Genomic DNA, 14,765 nt, shown 5'->3' on the forward strand with positions numbered 1-14,765 from the left:
CGAGGTCTGCCGCGCTTGCCTTGTTTGTTTTGCTTCCACTCGGCTATCGCTTCCTCATCAATCCAAAAGGTCAGAGAGCCACGGTTTATTAAGGCTTTGTTGTACTGCGTCCAGTTAGTTGTTTTGTAACGAGGTTTAGGCATGAGGCTACGACGATTAATGGGTGTAGCCGATCAGATCGTAGCTTCTTGATTTAGTTCCATCGATTTAAGCAACAAAGCCGATATCAAAAGTCAATTTGAAGGTTTGGAACGTAGTGGATATCGAATCATAAAGTCGGGAAAATCAGTAAACATAGAAACACCATTACCTCAAATATCAATCGCAGAACAGAGTTTTGACTCAGTATTGGAAGAAATTAGTATCGCACTAAATAAAGCCCAGCAGTTGCATTCGTGGATGGTAAATCACCCTTCTGTGTGACGTTAAAGAAACGATGCTCAGGAAAACTTATATCTAGAGGCTTGCTGATGGGGCATGAAACACAGAAATGCCCCATTATTGGTTTCGTCTAACAAATTTGCGATTTCAATCAGTCGTAATTTACCCAAATATAACTCATGTGACGTTAATAATAGTTATGCGGTGAGAGTGAAATTTTAATTGGATTGGTAAGTCGCTTCTGGACAGAAGTGGTTTAGAGTTTGTGTCCTAAATCGTGCGGTTCAGATTAGTTGAGTTTGGGGAAATCTAATCGCTGACTTTATTATTCCCGATCTTTTGGCTGCGTCAACAGCCAAAAGAATACTATTTATTATTTATCGCATAAGGACTCTTATGTTTTTAAAGCTTCCCTTCTACTATTTGACCGCTACACAGCTTGTCAGCAACCTTTTTCATGAGTAACGCTCTTTCCGTTAAGAACTCTTCATAGTTATTATTCATTAACTTCACGACCGGAATTAAATGTGACTCGAGGCGCCTCTCGACTTCTGGTTGGCCAAGTGAAGATGCCTCCATTCTTTCTGAAATATAATCTGACGGCGTTTTTGCAGATATATTTCTATTTGTTCTCCACGAAATCAGTGCACAGTTTAGGGCTCTGTTGATTTGATAATCTTTGTAGTCCTTATCCTTAAGCCAAGCCTGTGGAAAGACATGGTGATACTCTCTTACTAAAACGTTTTCATACGAGGCAGGAGCACCATCAGCAAAATCAAAACCTCCAGATTTTAATCCAACAGCTAGAATAGCTCTAGCCAAACGATCTTTCCTGTACGGCCAACCCGCTGACTTAATTTCTTCTTCGCCAGCTATTGGATACAGTGCTTCGTCAAATATTTCTGGTGCTCCCTTACCAGTAGTGATGACATTCAATAACTCTTTATAATCGGCAAATGCTCTACTATTGGTTGTACGATCATATCTTTCTGTAAAAAAAGAGCGCCAAATATACTTTCTAAGAGTCGAACGAATTTCCCCTTCTTTATCTAGTCCTTCATCTGCTTTTCCCCATAGAGCCGCAAGTACGTAAACTACGACATCACTAGGGAGGCGCCTAGAATCCAAAATCTTTTCATCAGTAAGAAATGAGACCGCCTTTTTGATTCCTGTTTTAATCGTCAACCAGTTTTCATCGAACGAAGTCGCAAACTCACTCATCAGGTAAGTACCTTTGGAAGGTAGCTTATTGCTCACCAAGGCAGCAACTGCGAGAACAATATCTTCGGGTGCGTTATATCGGCTCAAATAAGGAACATCTTTTTTAAGTTCTTCTATATAACCATGAAGAGATTTTCCGGACGCAGCTTCAATTTGTGCGACAACTATATCAAACGGTGTAAGCGGTGAAGATGATGTGTTCATTTGAATAAACACATCTAACGCGACTTCTGGCTTTGTTGATACAGGTAAAGACAGGAATGGAATGTTGAATATTGAGAATTTGCTACGAAGCTTGTTTCCAAGATCATTGATTTCAAGAAGTGAGTCCATGTCTCCATTTGAAGCTTCTTTGGCCCAACCTTTGAACAATTTTTCCGCGTCGGTATCAGGGCGCAAAAGGTATACTGGTATAAGCCTTCTACTCCACATTTCGCTAGGGGAGTTTGCCCACAAAGGGTATCTCTCTCCATTCTTCTCGTATCGAGATATTGAGGTCGCAAAAAATGGAAGTTCTAGCTCCTCATCTTCCTCAATTTTAATTAAATAAGTTCTATCTTCGTATAGATCGTTCAAAGCCCTCCAAAAGGAGGTTAATCGTTGCTGGCCGTCCAAAAGATGCTCAATAATTTTCTCACCTTCCGCTGGCGCACCTACAATCGGTCGAGATATGAATGGTTCTTTCTCGCCAATCTCGAGAGTTAAAATTGCGCCGGCTGGAAGCTGTTTTAGAACGGTGTTTAGTAAAGAAGTAATTTGCCCATAACTCCAAGCTTCAAATCTTTGAAAGCGAGGAAGGACAATTTGCCTTGTTCGAATTCGTGTCATCCAATCGGGGAGTGCTCTATTTCTTGCTTCCATCATTTTTCCTTGTCTAATCGTCAAGCAGGATGCTTTTACTCTATTTATCACCGATAATGCCAAATTGATTGCATAAGACAATGATTTAATCAGCGTATCTTCAAATTTGAGCTACCCAAAAGCAGGAAAAATGACAAAACGTATATTCCTATATACGTCGCATTTAGCATTAGTAAATCTATCGAAAACTTTTGAAATGAGGCTGAAGAGGTTTGCTTTCCGTAACGCAAAACGGGGCAAATTTGAGTTGCGCTGCCCTACTAGTGCTTGTGCACTGTGAAGGGGCTGGACAAAACGGGTTTGATGATTTGCTAAGTTAGCATTTGGAGCATTAACTGTGTCCAATTGCAAAATAGTATTCAACGTGACTAGATTATAAAAACTGGGATGCATCACGTTCCAAATTGGCATTTATTGATTATTTCTCCAATACAGACTTGATTGCGACCATTTTCTTTTGCTGTATACAAAGCCTTGTCAGCTAGTTTGAAAACCTCATCAGCACTATTAGCTTGAGATAAACTAGAACAACCAATTGATACCGAAATGTGTGTGTGTGAAGTTACTTCCAAGATAGGACTCAAGTTTTTTTCAAATACTTTCTTTCTAAGCTTCTCCGCTATCTGGGCAGCTTTATGTAATTCGCATTTTAATAACACTACGACAAACTCCTCACCACCGTAGCGATATACAGCATCTGTATTACGTATATTAGCCTTTAAGGTCTGAGCAACTGTTTTAAGCACGTTATCACCGACTAAGTGACCATATGTGTCATTAAATGTCTTAAAATGATCGACATCTATCAATAAAACTGAAATTTCCTTTTTTTGCTCTGGACGCCTGTTTACGAGAAGGCTCATATCTTTATCTAAGGCCATTCTATTATTTACATTCGTTAGCTTATCCGTAATAGCGCTAACAGAAAGCTCTTCTTCTAATGCTCTCCGTTGCTTGTCATACTGCTCATATGACACCGCACTTACTAACATAATGAGAATGAAACAAAAACATACTGAAACGACATATAGAGCAATCGCCTTTTCTTGTTCTTGTATATGAGTGATTGTGTACCCACCAACTAAGAATATCCCCCCACCTATAATCAATTGCCAACGAACAATACGGGCACCAAAAGTAGGAGCAAGCAATGCGTGTACAATGCCTTTGTTAGACTCTAAGCATATGGTTGAAATACTCAGCACCATTCCTAATACAGTCGTTGTAGGAGACATTTGGCCATAAAAATTATCAACGTTGTAGAGGTATCCGATCACCGATAGTAGTGGTAAAAAAATGGAGCAAATCGCTATCACTTGTGTGAGGTAGCAAAACCGTCGCCTTAACATGAAAACCAATGCAATGAAGATGGAGCTAAGCATGTATGTGGTGTTACTACCCATTTTCATCGGTGCAGACATGTTTAGTAAGTGGGAAAAAGTAGCATTCAGGCTAAGGATTTCATCGACAATGTTATTTCCCGTCAATTCTTGCTGAAGACGTGTAACCAAACAAATACCAGCAAAGACTAATAAAAATCCAGCCCACTTAGTCGATGTTCTTATTAAAACACCAGCTAGTGACAACACTAGTAGCATTATAGTGGTCAAGGGATGAGTCGCGGGACCATTAGCGACTGGACGATAAATCCATTCCAACTCAAGAAAGTAAGAAAGGATAAGTAGAGAACAAACAAGCAATACGCAACCATACCCAATAATACTGAGCTTCAACGCTTTGCTAATAAGATTCTGTTTTTTGGACTGCATGTGTAGTCGCTCGTTTAGTGTAAGCTGCATTTTAAGTAGCTTAGTTTAATAATTAGCCCACGATATGCAACCAGGCGGAACATACCAATGTGCTGTTTCACCCATTGTGAACGAATTTATGAGTCTCATTTACAACTCATCAAAGATCATTATGACATTAGGAAAAGTAAGCTGAAGAGCGACTGGCGGCATTATTTAAGAAACAAGCTCTGACAAACTTTGGGGCATAAGTGATTTATGAAACAAGCTGTTTCCCAATTGTGCAGTAGCATGCTGCACAAATAGGTTTTGGACAATTTGGCAACAAGCTGTTGCCAAAATAATTCTCATGATGGCTTCATGTGTTCTAAACACGTTTTGGGGCGTGCGACGTGAAGTCGTATGAAGCGCTGTTCACCGCTTAATGTGTGAACCATCTGTATCACCAGATGAACCTAGGACTCTGAATAAAGTAGCGAGTCTGACAATGTAACGAAGACTGGTCATGTACCAGTCGGGATCTAAATCGTGAGAGGACGATCCTCCTGATAACCACAAAATTGGGTGAGTGCTAGGTAGTCAGCATGATGAACATACGTGAATTCGCATAAGGTGCGTTATACGTTGAAACAGCGGAAGTGGTTAATACGCTGTAGCCAAAAGGCAAGAGAGTCGGAAAGAGATTGCCCCATGCTCTTTCGTGATCATTGAACTCTCCGCACCATAGCGAGCATCTACCCTGACATTGCGTAACATACGGAACACGGTAAGCCTGTATTACTCCCTCTGGGAAAGCCTCTGTGGCCGATAGTGATGCAGGTAGAGGATGTTGGAAAAAGCGAAGGCTGCATTGTAACGATGCAGATACAGATTCATATCTGATCACGAAAGTGGGCTGACTTCCGACTGGTCTTCCATTGCAAGATAATTTGAAGAACTTTATTCAAGGAGAAACGCAAATGATGATTTCAAAAGAGATTAGTGCCTCTCCTGACAGTGCTCAATGGCAATCCATCAATTGGAAAGCCGTTGAATCCCATGTTTTAAAGCTTCAGATGCGTATTGCAAAGGCAACACGAGAAGGTAAACACGGCAAAGCGAAAGCATTGCAGTGGATATTGACTCACTCGCGTTCAGCAAAACTTCTTGCTGTTAAGCGAGTATCACAAAATAAAGGCAGTAAAACGCCTGGAATAGACGGCGCTATCTGGAATACGGATACGCGCCGCATGAAAGCAGTCAATCAATTGAGCAGGAAAGCTTATCAAGCCAAACCACTCAAGCGTATCTACATCCCCAAGAAAAACGGTAAACTCAGGCCGCTGGGTATCCCGTGCATGGTTGATAGAGCACAGCAAGCGCTTCATCTTCTTGCACTGGAGCCAGTATCAGAAACACTTGCCGATCCCAATAGCTACGGTTTTCGACCCAATAGAAGTACTGCTGATGCAATTGCTCAGTGTTTCATCTGTTTAAGTCAAAAGAGATCCGCGCAATGGGTGCTTGAGGGAGACATCAAAGCCTGTTTCGATAAAATCGGACATCAATGGCTTATGAATAACATTGCCGTAGATAAACGCATGTTGGAACAATGGTTAAAGTCTGGTTTTATGGACAAAGGACTGTTCTATCGCACTGACGAGGGAACACCACAAGGCGGGGTCATATCTCCGACCTTGATGTTAATGACACTTGCAGGGCTTGAACAGCGCATAAAGTCTACCGCACTAAAAAAGGGTGCGAGAGCCAACTTTATTGGATACGCCGACGATTTCGTCGTCACCTGTGCTTCAAAGGAAGTGCTGGAGAACGATATCAAACCGTTGATTGCTGATTTCTTAGCAGAAAGAGGCTTAACACTCTCCGAAGAGAAAACGCACATTACCCACATCAGCCGTGGTTTTGACTTCCTAGGTTTTAATCATCGGAAGTACAAAGGAAAACTGCTCATTAAACCGAGCAAATCCAACACATTGATGCTCTTGAGTAACTTGCGCGAACTCATCAAGAAGCACGCAACCATCCCTGTTAACGATCTAATCAAGTTGATAAATCCGAAACTCAGGGGTTGGTCGAATTACTATCGACACTGCGTTGCTAAACAGGTATTCGGATATGTAGGTCACAAGCTATTCCATGCGTTATGGCACTGGGCTAAAAGGCGTCATCCGACTAAGTCTAGAACTTGGATTGCCCTTAAATACTTCATCAACCGTCAAGGTCAATGGCAGTTTCACGGTTGGCAGAAGATCATGGATATGGATTGTCAGTTCAATCTGTTTCAAATAGCTAAGGTGCCGATTGAGAGGCATGTGAAAATCAGGAGTGCTGTAACGCCTTTTGATCCTCAATACCAAGAATACTTGGCAAAGAGAAAATCAAAGAAGTTATGTCGTAACTCTTGGCGTGAGCCTACTCTCGCTGCTTTATAAGTTGCTGGGTACCAACTGGTGCCTTCGTGAAGGCTTGAGCCTAGTGCGGTGAAAGTTGCACGCTGGGTTCTTAGAGGGGCGACACTTGGTAACAGGTGTCGTCTACTCGACAAAATCGTCTCAGAGAAGAAGGCAAACTACGACAAATGGCACCGAAAAGTTTCGTACTTTATTGTCATAGTTCTAATCTTTATTGTTCGAGTTTCAAACTTTGTTGTCCACCGACAAATGATGCTCTTGCCATCGCTAATGCGGCGCTCCAGATAGGAATAAAATACAGCAAGCCCAAATAAATGGAGCAACAAACCTTGATGTCTCTTGAAGCAAATCGCCAGTTTCTATCAAAAACCATAGTGTCATTGGGGGCTGCACATCCGAGGCATCATTAACGAGTACGGTATCGTCAAAGCAAAAGGTACTAAAACACTTTTGTCCATTTCCGGTAACCGTTCACCCTTGATGAGATGATGAACAACGAAAAGATAAACCATGTTAGTAACAGTCCAAATAGGACTGTCGTGTGACTTCTCACCGCCTTATCAGGCGATGCTTCTTGTTTCGCAGGCTATAGCTCAAAATATCGAGTCTTACGTAAGCCTCCACAAGCAGACACGACCGTCCAGCCGCGTTGATAACTTTAAACTGCTGCGCCATAACGGTTCCCTTGCCACAATCTGCTACTAGGCTATGTGGGGTCTTCTTGGTCAGTCAGTTGAAAATTGGTTTTATCTTCTGCACTTGGTTTTCGTTACAGATAATTAAGAGTATAGCATTTAAATTGCTATCGCAATTTCGACTTATATCACCGCCCGTACTGGGCGATGGTTTACGTCGATTTTGCTAAAATTTTTAAATTCCAATTACGCTATCACGACATTTAAAAAATCCAAAACTTTGGAGTTTAAAAAAGATAATCGAGTCATCGTCTGCTGTATATTTGATGTGTTAATAATTAACACAGGTGGTTTTATGGGCAGAACAACAAGTGTCACCATTGGCGGATCGCTCGATGGTTTTATTGAACGAATGATCGCAACAGGCCGCTACTGCTCAACAAGTGAAGTGATGAGAAGTGCATTACGATTGCTTGAACAACAAGACTTATTGAGAAAAGCTCTTGATGAAGGCGAGGCAAGTGGAGAGTGCTCTTTGTCTTTAAAAGACATTGCAGCAAAAAGAAAGGCTCGACTGCATGTATAAACTCTCCCAGAAAGCGGCAGATGATTTTGGAGATATTTACGAATACATGAGATTTGATATTTATTCCACATTACAGGGAGAAGTACAAAGTCATAAACTTTATTTAAGTGACAGTGTAACCAGTGAGTGAGTTTTACAAATAAAAATGATTAAGCTAATGCGCTGCGCTTGTAGCATCCATACACCAATAAAAACGACTGTATCGATTTTTTCCTGATGTGTGGATATCCAGTTTGGAAATTTAAATCTCATGGTACGTTAGATGATAAAACCAATGACAAAGAGGCTTGTATGCTTTTTCGAATTATTTTTATTGTACTTTCATGTAGTGCGCTTTTCATCGTGATCAGTGACAACGTGGCCAACTGGATGAGTGTTATGGCTTGGATATACATTTTTGCAATGATGGCTGTCGGTGTAATGACATTGAAAGCAGATAAAATTATTACATGGTGTGATAAACTGCTTACTAAGAAAGATGACAAAAACGCTCCTTAGATGGCAATATCGATCTGTTAAGAAATTTTCGAGAGCATTTGATCGATCTTTAAAAGACTTAAGAATCCGATATTAGCTATCTGATATCGGATTTTTTATGCGTTTTGAAAGATAGTTAGTTACACCTTTCTGAACAACCATCTACACCATTCGTTTCAAATGATTCGTATGAATCGAATGATTCGTTTATAATGAACAAAAAAGGAGCACACTATGCAATCGTTAACCGCAAACACAGCAAAAACCAAGTTTGGTGATTTACTGATGAAAGTACAGCGAGAACCTGTACAAATTAGTAAAAATGGATCACCGGTGGCCGTCGTCATGTCATGTGAAGAGTACGAACAACTTGAAGCTTTGAAGATGGCAATGGTGAGATCACGCTTTGAACAAGCTGAGCGAGATATCGCAAATGGTGATTTGGTCGATGGCGAAACATTTATGAACGACTTGGACCAGGGCAAGTTTGACTAATGGCACAATATAAACTGGCGCCAGCCGCACAAACTGACCTGGTTGATATTCGTCGTTACACCCTTGAAAATTGGGGTAGTGTGCAGTGGACTAGTTATTTCGGGGAGCTAAAACGTTCAATGACGCTGTTGGCCAACAACGAGTTGATTGGGATCGATATGCCCGAGCTGGGAATTGGTTACTGCCGCTTTCCATTAAAACATCATGTGATTTACTACATTAAAAAATCTGACCATATCGTGATTGCTGCGGTTCTTGGCCGAAATATGTCTCCTGCTAAACATTTCCAGCAACAGATATAGCTTTTATCCTTTTTCGCTTAATCTAAATACGACACTTTCACTTAACTCAAATGTATTAAGCCGAGTTTCCTTGTGGTTTGCTTTTAAGTCGCACAGTGCGCTTAGCCAGATTCTATCTGATCTGCTCCAGCCAGACTGGACACTCCATTAAGCGACATTTTGTTGTTCAAAGTTAACTGGGCTTAGATACCCGAGAGCACTGTGCCTTCTCGTCTGATTATAATCAACCTCTATGTATTCGAAGATCGCTTGGCGCATCTCGTCTCGCGTCATGATCGGCTCATATTGGATCGCTTCAACTTTCATTGAATGGAAGAAGCTCTCAACACAAGCGTTGTCCCAGCAGTTTCCTTTTCTACTCATACTTTGCTTTAGATTATAAGCGGTCATGAGGTCTCGATAGTCTTTTGAGCAATACTGGCTACCTCGATCACTGTGAACGATAACTTGCTCAGGGAATCCGCGACGGAACAAGGCCATTGATAGCGCATCGCAGACCAGCGTAGCAGTCATTCTGGTATCCATAGACCAGCCGACTACTTGTCTTGAGTAAAGATCAATAATTACCGCCAAGTACAGCCAACCTTCGCTTGTGGCAACGTAGGTGATGTCACCCGCCCACTTTTGATTCGGAGCCGCTGCGTTGAAGTCCTGAGCCAGCAGGTTCGGAGCAACAGGCATTTTATGCTTGCTGTCTGTTGTACACTTAAACTTGCGTGCGGCTTTCGGAGTCAAATCCTGACGCTTCATGCTGGCTGCAATGGTTTTAACATTATGACTATTACCGTTCTCAGCCAGTTCTTTTTGAATGCGCCTCGCACCATCTCGGCCTTTGCTGCTGTCAAACGCCTCCTTGACCTTGATATCAAGCTCTTGGCGACTTGCCTCGCGCTGGATAGCCTTGTGGCGGTGCTTAATCCAGTAATAAAACCCACTTCGAGATACCCCGAACACCTTAGCCATACGGACAACATTGAAGCACAGCAGGTGTTCGAGCATAAATTCGTAGCAATCTACTTTAGATTTTTCGCGATGTATGGAATCCACTCATTCTCTGCAAAACTTAAGCATAGGCAGGAACATGAAAACGAGGTGTCATCATGCTAAGAACGAACGTCATCGGTATAGATTTAGCAAAAAACGTGTTACAGGTTTGCCATATTAGCCGCCAAGGAGAACTGCTCAGTAACAAAGCAGTAAGCAGGCAGAAACTTAAGGAGTTACTCGCTAAATCCAAGCCATCTCTTGTTGCTCTAGAAGGCTGCGCTAGTTGCCACTACTGGGGCAGATACGCTGAGTCTTTCGGACACGAAGTACGGATAATCAATCCGAAAAAGGTAAAGGCATATGTTGATGGCCATAAAACTGATGCCAATGATGCTCTTGCCATCGCTAATGCGGCGCTCCAGATGGGAATAAAATACAGCAAGCCCAAATCAATGGAGCAACAAACCTTGATGTCTCTTGAAGCAAATCGTCAGTTTCTATCAAAAACCATAGTGTCATTGGGGCTGCACATCCGAGGCATTATTAACGAGTACGGTATCGTCAAAGCCAAAGGTACTAAAGGGCTGGCTGAATTGGTCACTTCAACACTCTATGAAAGTGATGTTTTGCCAGCAAGCTTGGTCACAACCTTGTCGATGCTATGGCAGCAATACCTTAACCTGAAAGATGAACTGAGCAAGCTCCAGAAATCCATGAACTCGACAACTCGTCAGATAGAACCTTGCAAAAGACTCATGGCACTGGAAGGTGTCGGTGAAACAACAGCTTCCATGCTCTACGCTACTTTAGGTAACGGAACGCAATTTACCAATGGACGGCAAGCTTCAGCGTTTGTTGGGCTAACACCGAAACAATACAGTTCAGGCGGTAAAGTGACGATGCTGGGCATAGATAAATTTGGCGGTGTCAAAGATCTCCGTTCAATGCTATACCTTGGTGCCATGGCATATATTTACCGATTGCCCGAATCGCCAAAAAACCAGAAGCAGGCATGGCTTATCAAGTTGGTCGATAGGGTTGGGTTCAAAAGAGCCTGTATCGCTTTGGCAAACAAGACGGTCAGGACAGCTTGGGCAATGCTCCACTATGAAACGGCTTATCAGCCAAAGCCATTATCTATTTAGCTATATGAATTAACAGATTACAAATAATGATGTTCAATGGTTAGACCAGCCTACTGAGACCCTGACTACTTCGCAATGCTTTTAAAAGCTTCTTTCGCGACAAGGACAGTAGGTGCGTACACATCAAAGGTTAGAAGGTAGCTTTCAATAAGAAACCGAATATACGACCGCATCTTATCCATTGCACATTTTTATCTTGTAAAACCCGTGGATTCCATATACGAAGTAGGTGGCGGCCTTTTTTACTATATCTAGCTCTTCAGCTTGCTCAGCCAATTGCCTTTTAAGCTTGGCGACTTCAGCGGCTAGATCTTTTTCCCGCTGACTGGTACTGGTGTCTTTCTTCGCGGCCTTACGCCAACCGTAGATCTGAGATTCGTGTAACGAGAGTTGCCTCGCTGCCGCAGCGACTCCCACTTTATCTGCTAGCTTCAGTGCTTCTGCTTTAAATTCAGGAGAATGGATAATACGTTTTTTCTTGCTTGTCATGCTTCACCTCGTTAGTGATTGTACTCACTTAACTCGGTGTCCAAAACTGCTGGTGCGGATCAAAATTGGCCAATGCAACGGAGATTGCAACCAGTAAGATAACGGACAATAATAAGGTCCTTTTAATGCCATGTTTTTCATTATTTTTTCCATCTCAGATGGTGATTTATGGCAGTACTAACTGGGTATTTTTTATATTAGGAGAGTTTTATATCCAATGGAAATGACCTAAATCATTTTCTTGGAAAAAGAGAAGCACTCACATTATCTGAGTGCTTAGCTTCTCACGACATCTAGTGAATTTTTATAACCAACAATGGAGAGAAAATGAGTAGCGATAACGGTGGTGTTCCCCACCCTAGTGGCAAAGCAAACCCAATCGATACGGATTATACCGTTGGTCAGGACAACGTCGTTCTTTCCGCCGGTCCGTTTGGCCTGGACATTCATAACCGGGTTTTCGCCGTCTCAGGCTTAGCGATTGTCATCTTTGTATTTGCAACCCTAATCTTTCGCGAACAAGTCGAACCCCTGTTTCTTCACTTAAGATCTTGGCTCACCTCAAGTCTTGATTGGTTCTTCTTGTTATCAGGTAACATTTTTGTTGTCGTCTGTCTCGGACTGGCCATATCACCGTTAGGCCGGGTCAGAATCGGCGGTACCGATGCCACTCCGGATTATTCCTATTCAGGATGGCTGGCGATGTTATTTGCGGCCGGCATGGGGATTGGCCTGGTCTTCTTTGGCGTTTCTGAACCCATGACCCATTTCACTACCGCGCTGGGCGGCACCACACTGGAAAATGGTGTGCGTACCGACTGGGCACCACTGGGTGGTGCGATGGGTGATACCGAAGCCGCACGTTCGCTCGGTATGGCAGCGACGATTTACCATTGGGCACTTCACCCTTGGGCAATATACGCATTGCTGGCTCTGGGACTGGCTATTTTCTCGTTCAACAAAGGGTTACCACTGACTATGCGTTCAGTGTTCTATCCGCTGTTTGGCGAACGAGTCTGGGGCTGGACTGGTCATATCATCGATATTCTGGCAATTGTGGCGACGGTCTTCGGTCTGGCGACATCTCTGGGCTACGGCGCGTCTCAGGCTGCGACCGGGTTAAACTTCCTGTTTGATATCCCATTGACTGACACCACGCAAATTATTCTGATCATTGTGATCACTGCATTTGCACTGCTGTCTGTACTGGCTGGCCTTGATGGCGGCGTAAAACGCCTGTCAGAAATGAACATGCTGCTGGCTGCACTGCTGCTGTTTTTCGTGGTAGTCATCGGTCCGACAGCCGCGATTCTGCTCGGATTTTTCGATAATATCGGTGCTTATCTGACCAACTTCCCTGCACTGTCGATGCCATTTGGCCGTGAAGATGTGAACTATTCTCAAGGCTGGACATCGTTCTACTGGGCGTGGTGGATTTCATGGTCACCATTCGTCGGTATGTTCATTGCTCGTGTATCACGTGGCCGAACCGTACGCGAGTTTATCGTCTGTGTGCTGATTGTTCCGTCAACCGTGTGTGTGTTCTGGATGACGGCGTTCGGTGGTACCGCGATCAGTCAATACGTCAACGATGGTTATAAAGCCGTGATGGACGCAGACCTGCCATTGAAACTGTTCGAAATGCTTGAAGTTATGCCTCTGCATGAAATTACATCATTCATCGGTATCGTACTGGTCGTTGTGTTCTTTATCACATCATCGGATTCAGGTTCGCTGGTTATCGATACCATTGCTGCCGGCGGTAAAGTGGATGCACCGACACCACAGCGCGTGTTCTGGTGTACCTTCGAAGGCTTAGTAGCGATAGCATTGCTGCTGGGTGGTGGTTTGGCTGCGGCGCAGGCGATGGCGGTAACAACCGGCTTCCCGTTCACTATCGTCTTGTTGATAGCGACAATATCGCTGATTAAAGGCCTGATGAGTGAACCGCGGGTTAAGAAAGCCAAATAACGGTTTACTTTAAAAGACAATGGGTAGGCTCCGTGTCCGAGTTTGTGTAACGGAGCCACTCATTGACAAAGTGACTATTCAGTCTCTCGTCATCAATATGTAAACACATTTCAGGACGAGACACTGATACGAAAAAGCCTCGCAGTGATAACTGCGAGGCTTTTTTATGTAGCATTAAACGCTAATGGCTGAGCATCAGGCCTTGTTCTGACCCAGCAATTCCTGCGCTTGAGGCTGAGTCATCGTAATGTGCAGATCACGTTGCGGGAACGGAATGGTCATACCCGCTTCCTCAATCTTACCTTTCACCTGACGCTGAATGCTCCAGTAGGTTTCCCAGTATTTATCCGTGGTACACCAGGCGCGTAGTTGCAGATTCACTGAGCTGTCCGCCAGCATCTGAACCATCACCTGCGGTTTCGGATCCAGCATGACTGCTTCATGGCTGAGCGCTAAATCCTGAAGCACTTTCAGGCCGGTTTCAATTGAATCCTCGTAAGAGATACCTACCACGATTTCCATACGACGACGGCCGTTACGGCTGAAGTTACGAATGGTTGCGTTCCAGACGGTGCGATTCGGGCTGGAAATATACAGGCCGTCACCGGTTTCAAATACTGAGGTGAACAAACCAATATCTTTTACCGTACCGCTGTAACCGGCAAACTCAACGAATTCACCTTTTTTTATCGGTTTCAGGAACAAAATCATAATCCCCGCAGCAATATTGCTCAGGGTATCTTTTAATGCCAGGCCAATCGCCAAACCGGCTGCACCGACTAAGGCAACCAAACTGGTGGTATTGACACCAAACAGGTCGAGAATAATGACCAGAGCGAGAATGTAGACAATATAACCACCGACTTTAGACATCAGAGACGCGACAATCTCATCACCATTGCTCACTTTCATAATGGCTTTCTGAATACCGGCACGCATCAGTTTTGATGCGATAGAAGCAATCACTAAAATAAGCAGGGTTAAAATTGAGTTCTGGATGATATCCAGAATCAACGCCTGATGTGTCTCGTAAAAGCTGACGAGTAACTCCATTTT

Annotated in this window: 11 protein-coding genes and 3 pseudogenes; 8 read left to right on the plus strand and 6 right to left on the minus strand. The window is 43.3% G+C overall.

Annotated elements, in window-relative coordinates; all coding sequences use genetic code 11:
* The 3 genes from R7Z78_RS20625 to R7Z78_RS20635 all read right to left on the minus strand — a co-directional run.
* The coding region (locus tag R7Z78_RS20625) for a transposase (RefSeq protein ID WP_169643946.1) at positions 1-143 on the minus strand (143 nt) is incomplete at its 3' end.
* Positions 144-783: 640 nt separating this feature from the next.
* Positions 784-2,463: a DUF262 domain-containing protein gene (locus R7Z78_RS20630; protein WP_140301969.1), complete on the minus strand. Its 1,680-nt coding sequence runs from the start codon at positions 2,461-2,463 to the stop codon at positions 784-786.
* Between the two features lie 392 nt (positions 2,464-2,855).
* Positions 2,856-4,232 carry a GGDEF domain-containing protein gene (locus R7Z78_RS20635; RefSeq protein ID WP_169643948.1) on the minus strand — a complete coding sequence of 459 codons (1,377 nt, stop codon included), beginning with the start codon at positions 4,230-4,232 and terminating at the stop codon, positions 2,856-2,858.
* A 938-nt stretch (positions 4,233-5,170) separates the two neighbouring features.
* On the opposite strand from R7Z78_RS20635, the gene ltrA reads away from it, so the two are divergent.
* The 6 genes and pseudogenes from ltrA to R7Z78_RS20665 all read left to right on the plus strand — a co-directional run bounded on the left by ltrA (position 5,171) and on the right by R7Z78_RS20665 (position 9,117).
* Positions 5,171-6,643 carry a group II intron reverse transcriptase/maturase gene (ltrA, locus tag R7Z78_RS20640; protein ID WP_064376328.1) on the plus strand — a complete coding sequence of 491 codons (1,473 nt, stop codon included), beginning with the start codon at positions 5,171-5,173 and terminating at the stop codon, positions 6,641-6,643.
* 227 nt (positions 6,644-6,870) lie between these two features.
* Positions 6,871-7,072: pseudogene (locus R7Z78_RS20645) on the plus strand (IS110 family transposase); the annotation flags it as partial.
* A 540-nt stretch (positions 7,073-7,612) separates the two neighbouring features.
* Positions 7,613-7,843, plus strand: coding sequence for a type II toxin-antitoxin system ParD family antitoxin (locus R7Z78_RS20650; RefSeq protein WP_116920665.1), 231 nt, complete (start codon positions 7,613-7,615; stop codon positions 7,841-7,843).
* Between the two features lie 291 nt (positions 7,844-8,134).
* Positions 8,135-8,341 (plus strand): hypothetical protein, encoded by a 207-nt coding sequence (locus R7Z78_RS20655; RefSeq protein WP_169643950.1) that lies wholly within the window; start codon positions 8,135-8,137, stop codon positions 8,339-8,341.
* Positions 8,342-8,554: 213 nt separating this feature from the next.
* The gene (locus R7Z78_RS20660) at positions 8,555-8,815 is read left to right on the plus strand and encodes a type II toxin-antitoxin system Phd/YefM family antitoxin (protein ID WP_025589569.1); all 261 of its coding nucleotides are present in this window, start codon (positions 8,555-8,557) and stop codon (positions 8,813-8,815) included.
* Positions 8,815-9,117 carry a type II toxin-antitoxin system RelE/ParE family toxin gene (locus tag R7Z78_RS20665; protein ID WP_025589567.1) on the plus strand — a complete coding sequence of 101 codons (303 nt, stop codon included), beginning with the start codon at positions 8,815-8,817 and terminating at the stop codon, positions 9,115-9,117. The genes R7Z78_RS20660 and R7Z78_RS20665 overlap by 1 nt, the downstream gene beginning before the upstream one ends.
* A gap of 147 nt (positions 9,118-9,264) precedes the next feature.
* On the opposite strand, the pseudogene R7Z78_RS20670 reads toward R7Z78_RS20665, so the two are convergent.
* A pseudogene (locus R7Z78_RS20670) lies at positions 9,265-10,149 on the minus strand (IS3 family transposase); the annotation flags it as partial.
* A 68-nt stretch (positions 10,150-10,217) separates the two neighbouring features.
* Here R7Z78_RS20670 and R7Z78_RS20675 point away from each other — a divergent pair.
* Entirely contained in the window at positions 10,218-11,249 is a 1,032-nt protein-coding gene (locus R7Z78_RS20675) for an IS110 family transposase (protein ID WP_140301987.1), read from the plus strand.
* Between the two features lie 220 nt (positions 11,250-11,469).
* Here R7Z78_RS20675 and R7Z78_RS20680 read toward each other — a convergent pair.
* Positions 11,470-11,738, minus strand: a pseudogene (locus R7Z78_RS20680) (transposase); the annotation flags it as partial.
* Positions 11,739-12,065: 327 nt separating this feature from the next.
* On the opposite strand from R7Z78_RS20680, the gene R7Z78_RS20685 reads away from it, so the two are divergent.
* Positions 12,066-13,709 (plus strand): BCCT family transporter, encoded by a 1,644-nt coding sequence (locus R7Z78_RS20685; RefSeq protein ID WP_005491666.1) that lies wholly within the window; start codon positions 12,066-12,068, stop codon positions 13,707-13,709.
* 195 nt (positions 13,710-13,904) lie between these two features.
* On the opposite strand, the gene R7Z78_RS20690 is transcribed toward R7Z78_RS20685, so the two are convergent.
* The gene (locus R7Z78_RS20690; protein WP_004729635.1) at positions 13,905-14,762 is read right to left on the minus strand and encodes a mechanosensitive ion channel family protein; all 858 of its coding nucleotides are present in this window, start codon (positions 14,760-14,762) and stop codon (positions 13,905-13,907) included.
* Positions 14,763-14,765: the final 3 nt, after the last annotated feature.

This window comes from Vibrio sp. 1167 (genome assembly GCF_033340375.1).
In the GTDB taxonomy this organism is placed as follows: domain Bacteria; phylum Pseudomonadota; class Gammaproteobacteria; order Enterobacterales; family Vibrionaceae; genus Vibrio; species Vibrio alginolyticus.

Bases quoted from the DNA above. Each gene is read 5' to 3' on its own strand.
- R7Z78_RS20635 (WP_169643948.1), bottom strand. From the start codon at position 4,232: ATGCAGTCCAAAAAACAGAATCTTATTAGCAAAGCGTTGAAGCTCAGT.
- R7Z78_RS20630 (WP_140301969.1), bottom strand. From the start codon at position 2,463: ATGGAAGCAAGAAATAGAGCACTCCCCGATTGGATGACACGAATTCGA.
- R7Z78_RS20655 (WP_169643950.1), top strand. From the start codon at position 8,135: ATGCTTTTTCGAATTATTTTTATTGTACTTTCATGTAGTGCGCTTTTC.
- R7Z78_RS20650 (WP_116920665.1), top strand. From the start codon at position 7,613: ATGGGCAGAACAACAAGTGTCACCATTGGCGGATCGCTCGATGGTTTT.
- R7Z78_RS20665 (WP_025589567.1), top strand. From the start codon at position 8,815: ATGGCACAATATAAACTGGCGCCAGCCGCACAAACTGACCTGGTTGAT.
- R7Z78_RS20690 (WP_004729635.1), bottom strand. From the start codon at position 14,762: ATGGAGTTACTCGTCAGCTTTTACGAGACACATCAGGCGTTGATTCTG.
- R7Z78_RS20675 (WP_140301987.1), top strand. From the start codon at position 10,218: ATGCTAAGAACGAACGTCATCGGTATAGATTTAGCAAAAAACGTGTTA.
- ltrA (WP_064376328.1), top strand. From the start codon at position 5,171: ATGATGATTTCAAAAGAGATTAGTGCCTCTCCTGACAGTGCTCAATGG.
- R7Z78_RS20660 (WP_025589569.1), top strand. From the start codon at position 8,555: ATGCAATCGTTAACCGCAAACACAGCAAAAACCAAGTTTGGTGATTTA.
- R7Z78_RS20685 (WP_005491666.1), top strand. From the start codon at position 12,066: ATGAGTAGCGATAACGGTGGTGTTCCCCACCCTAGTGGCAAAGCAAAC.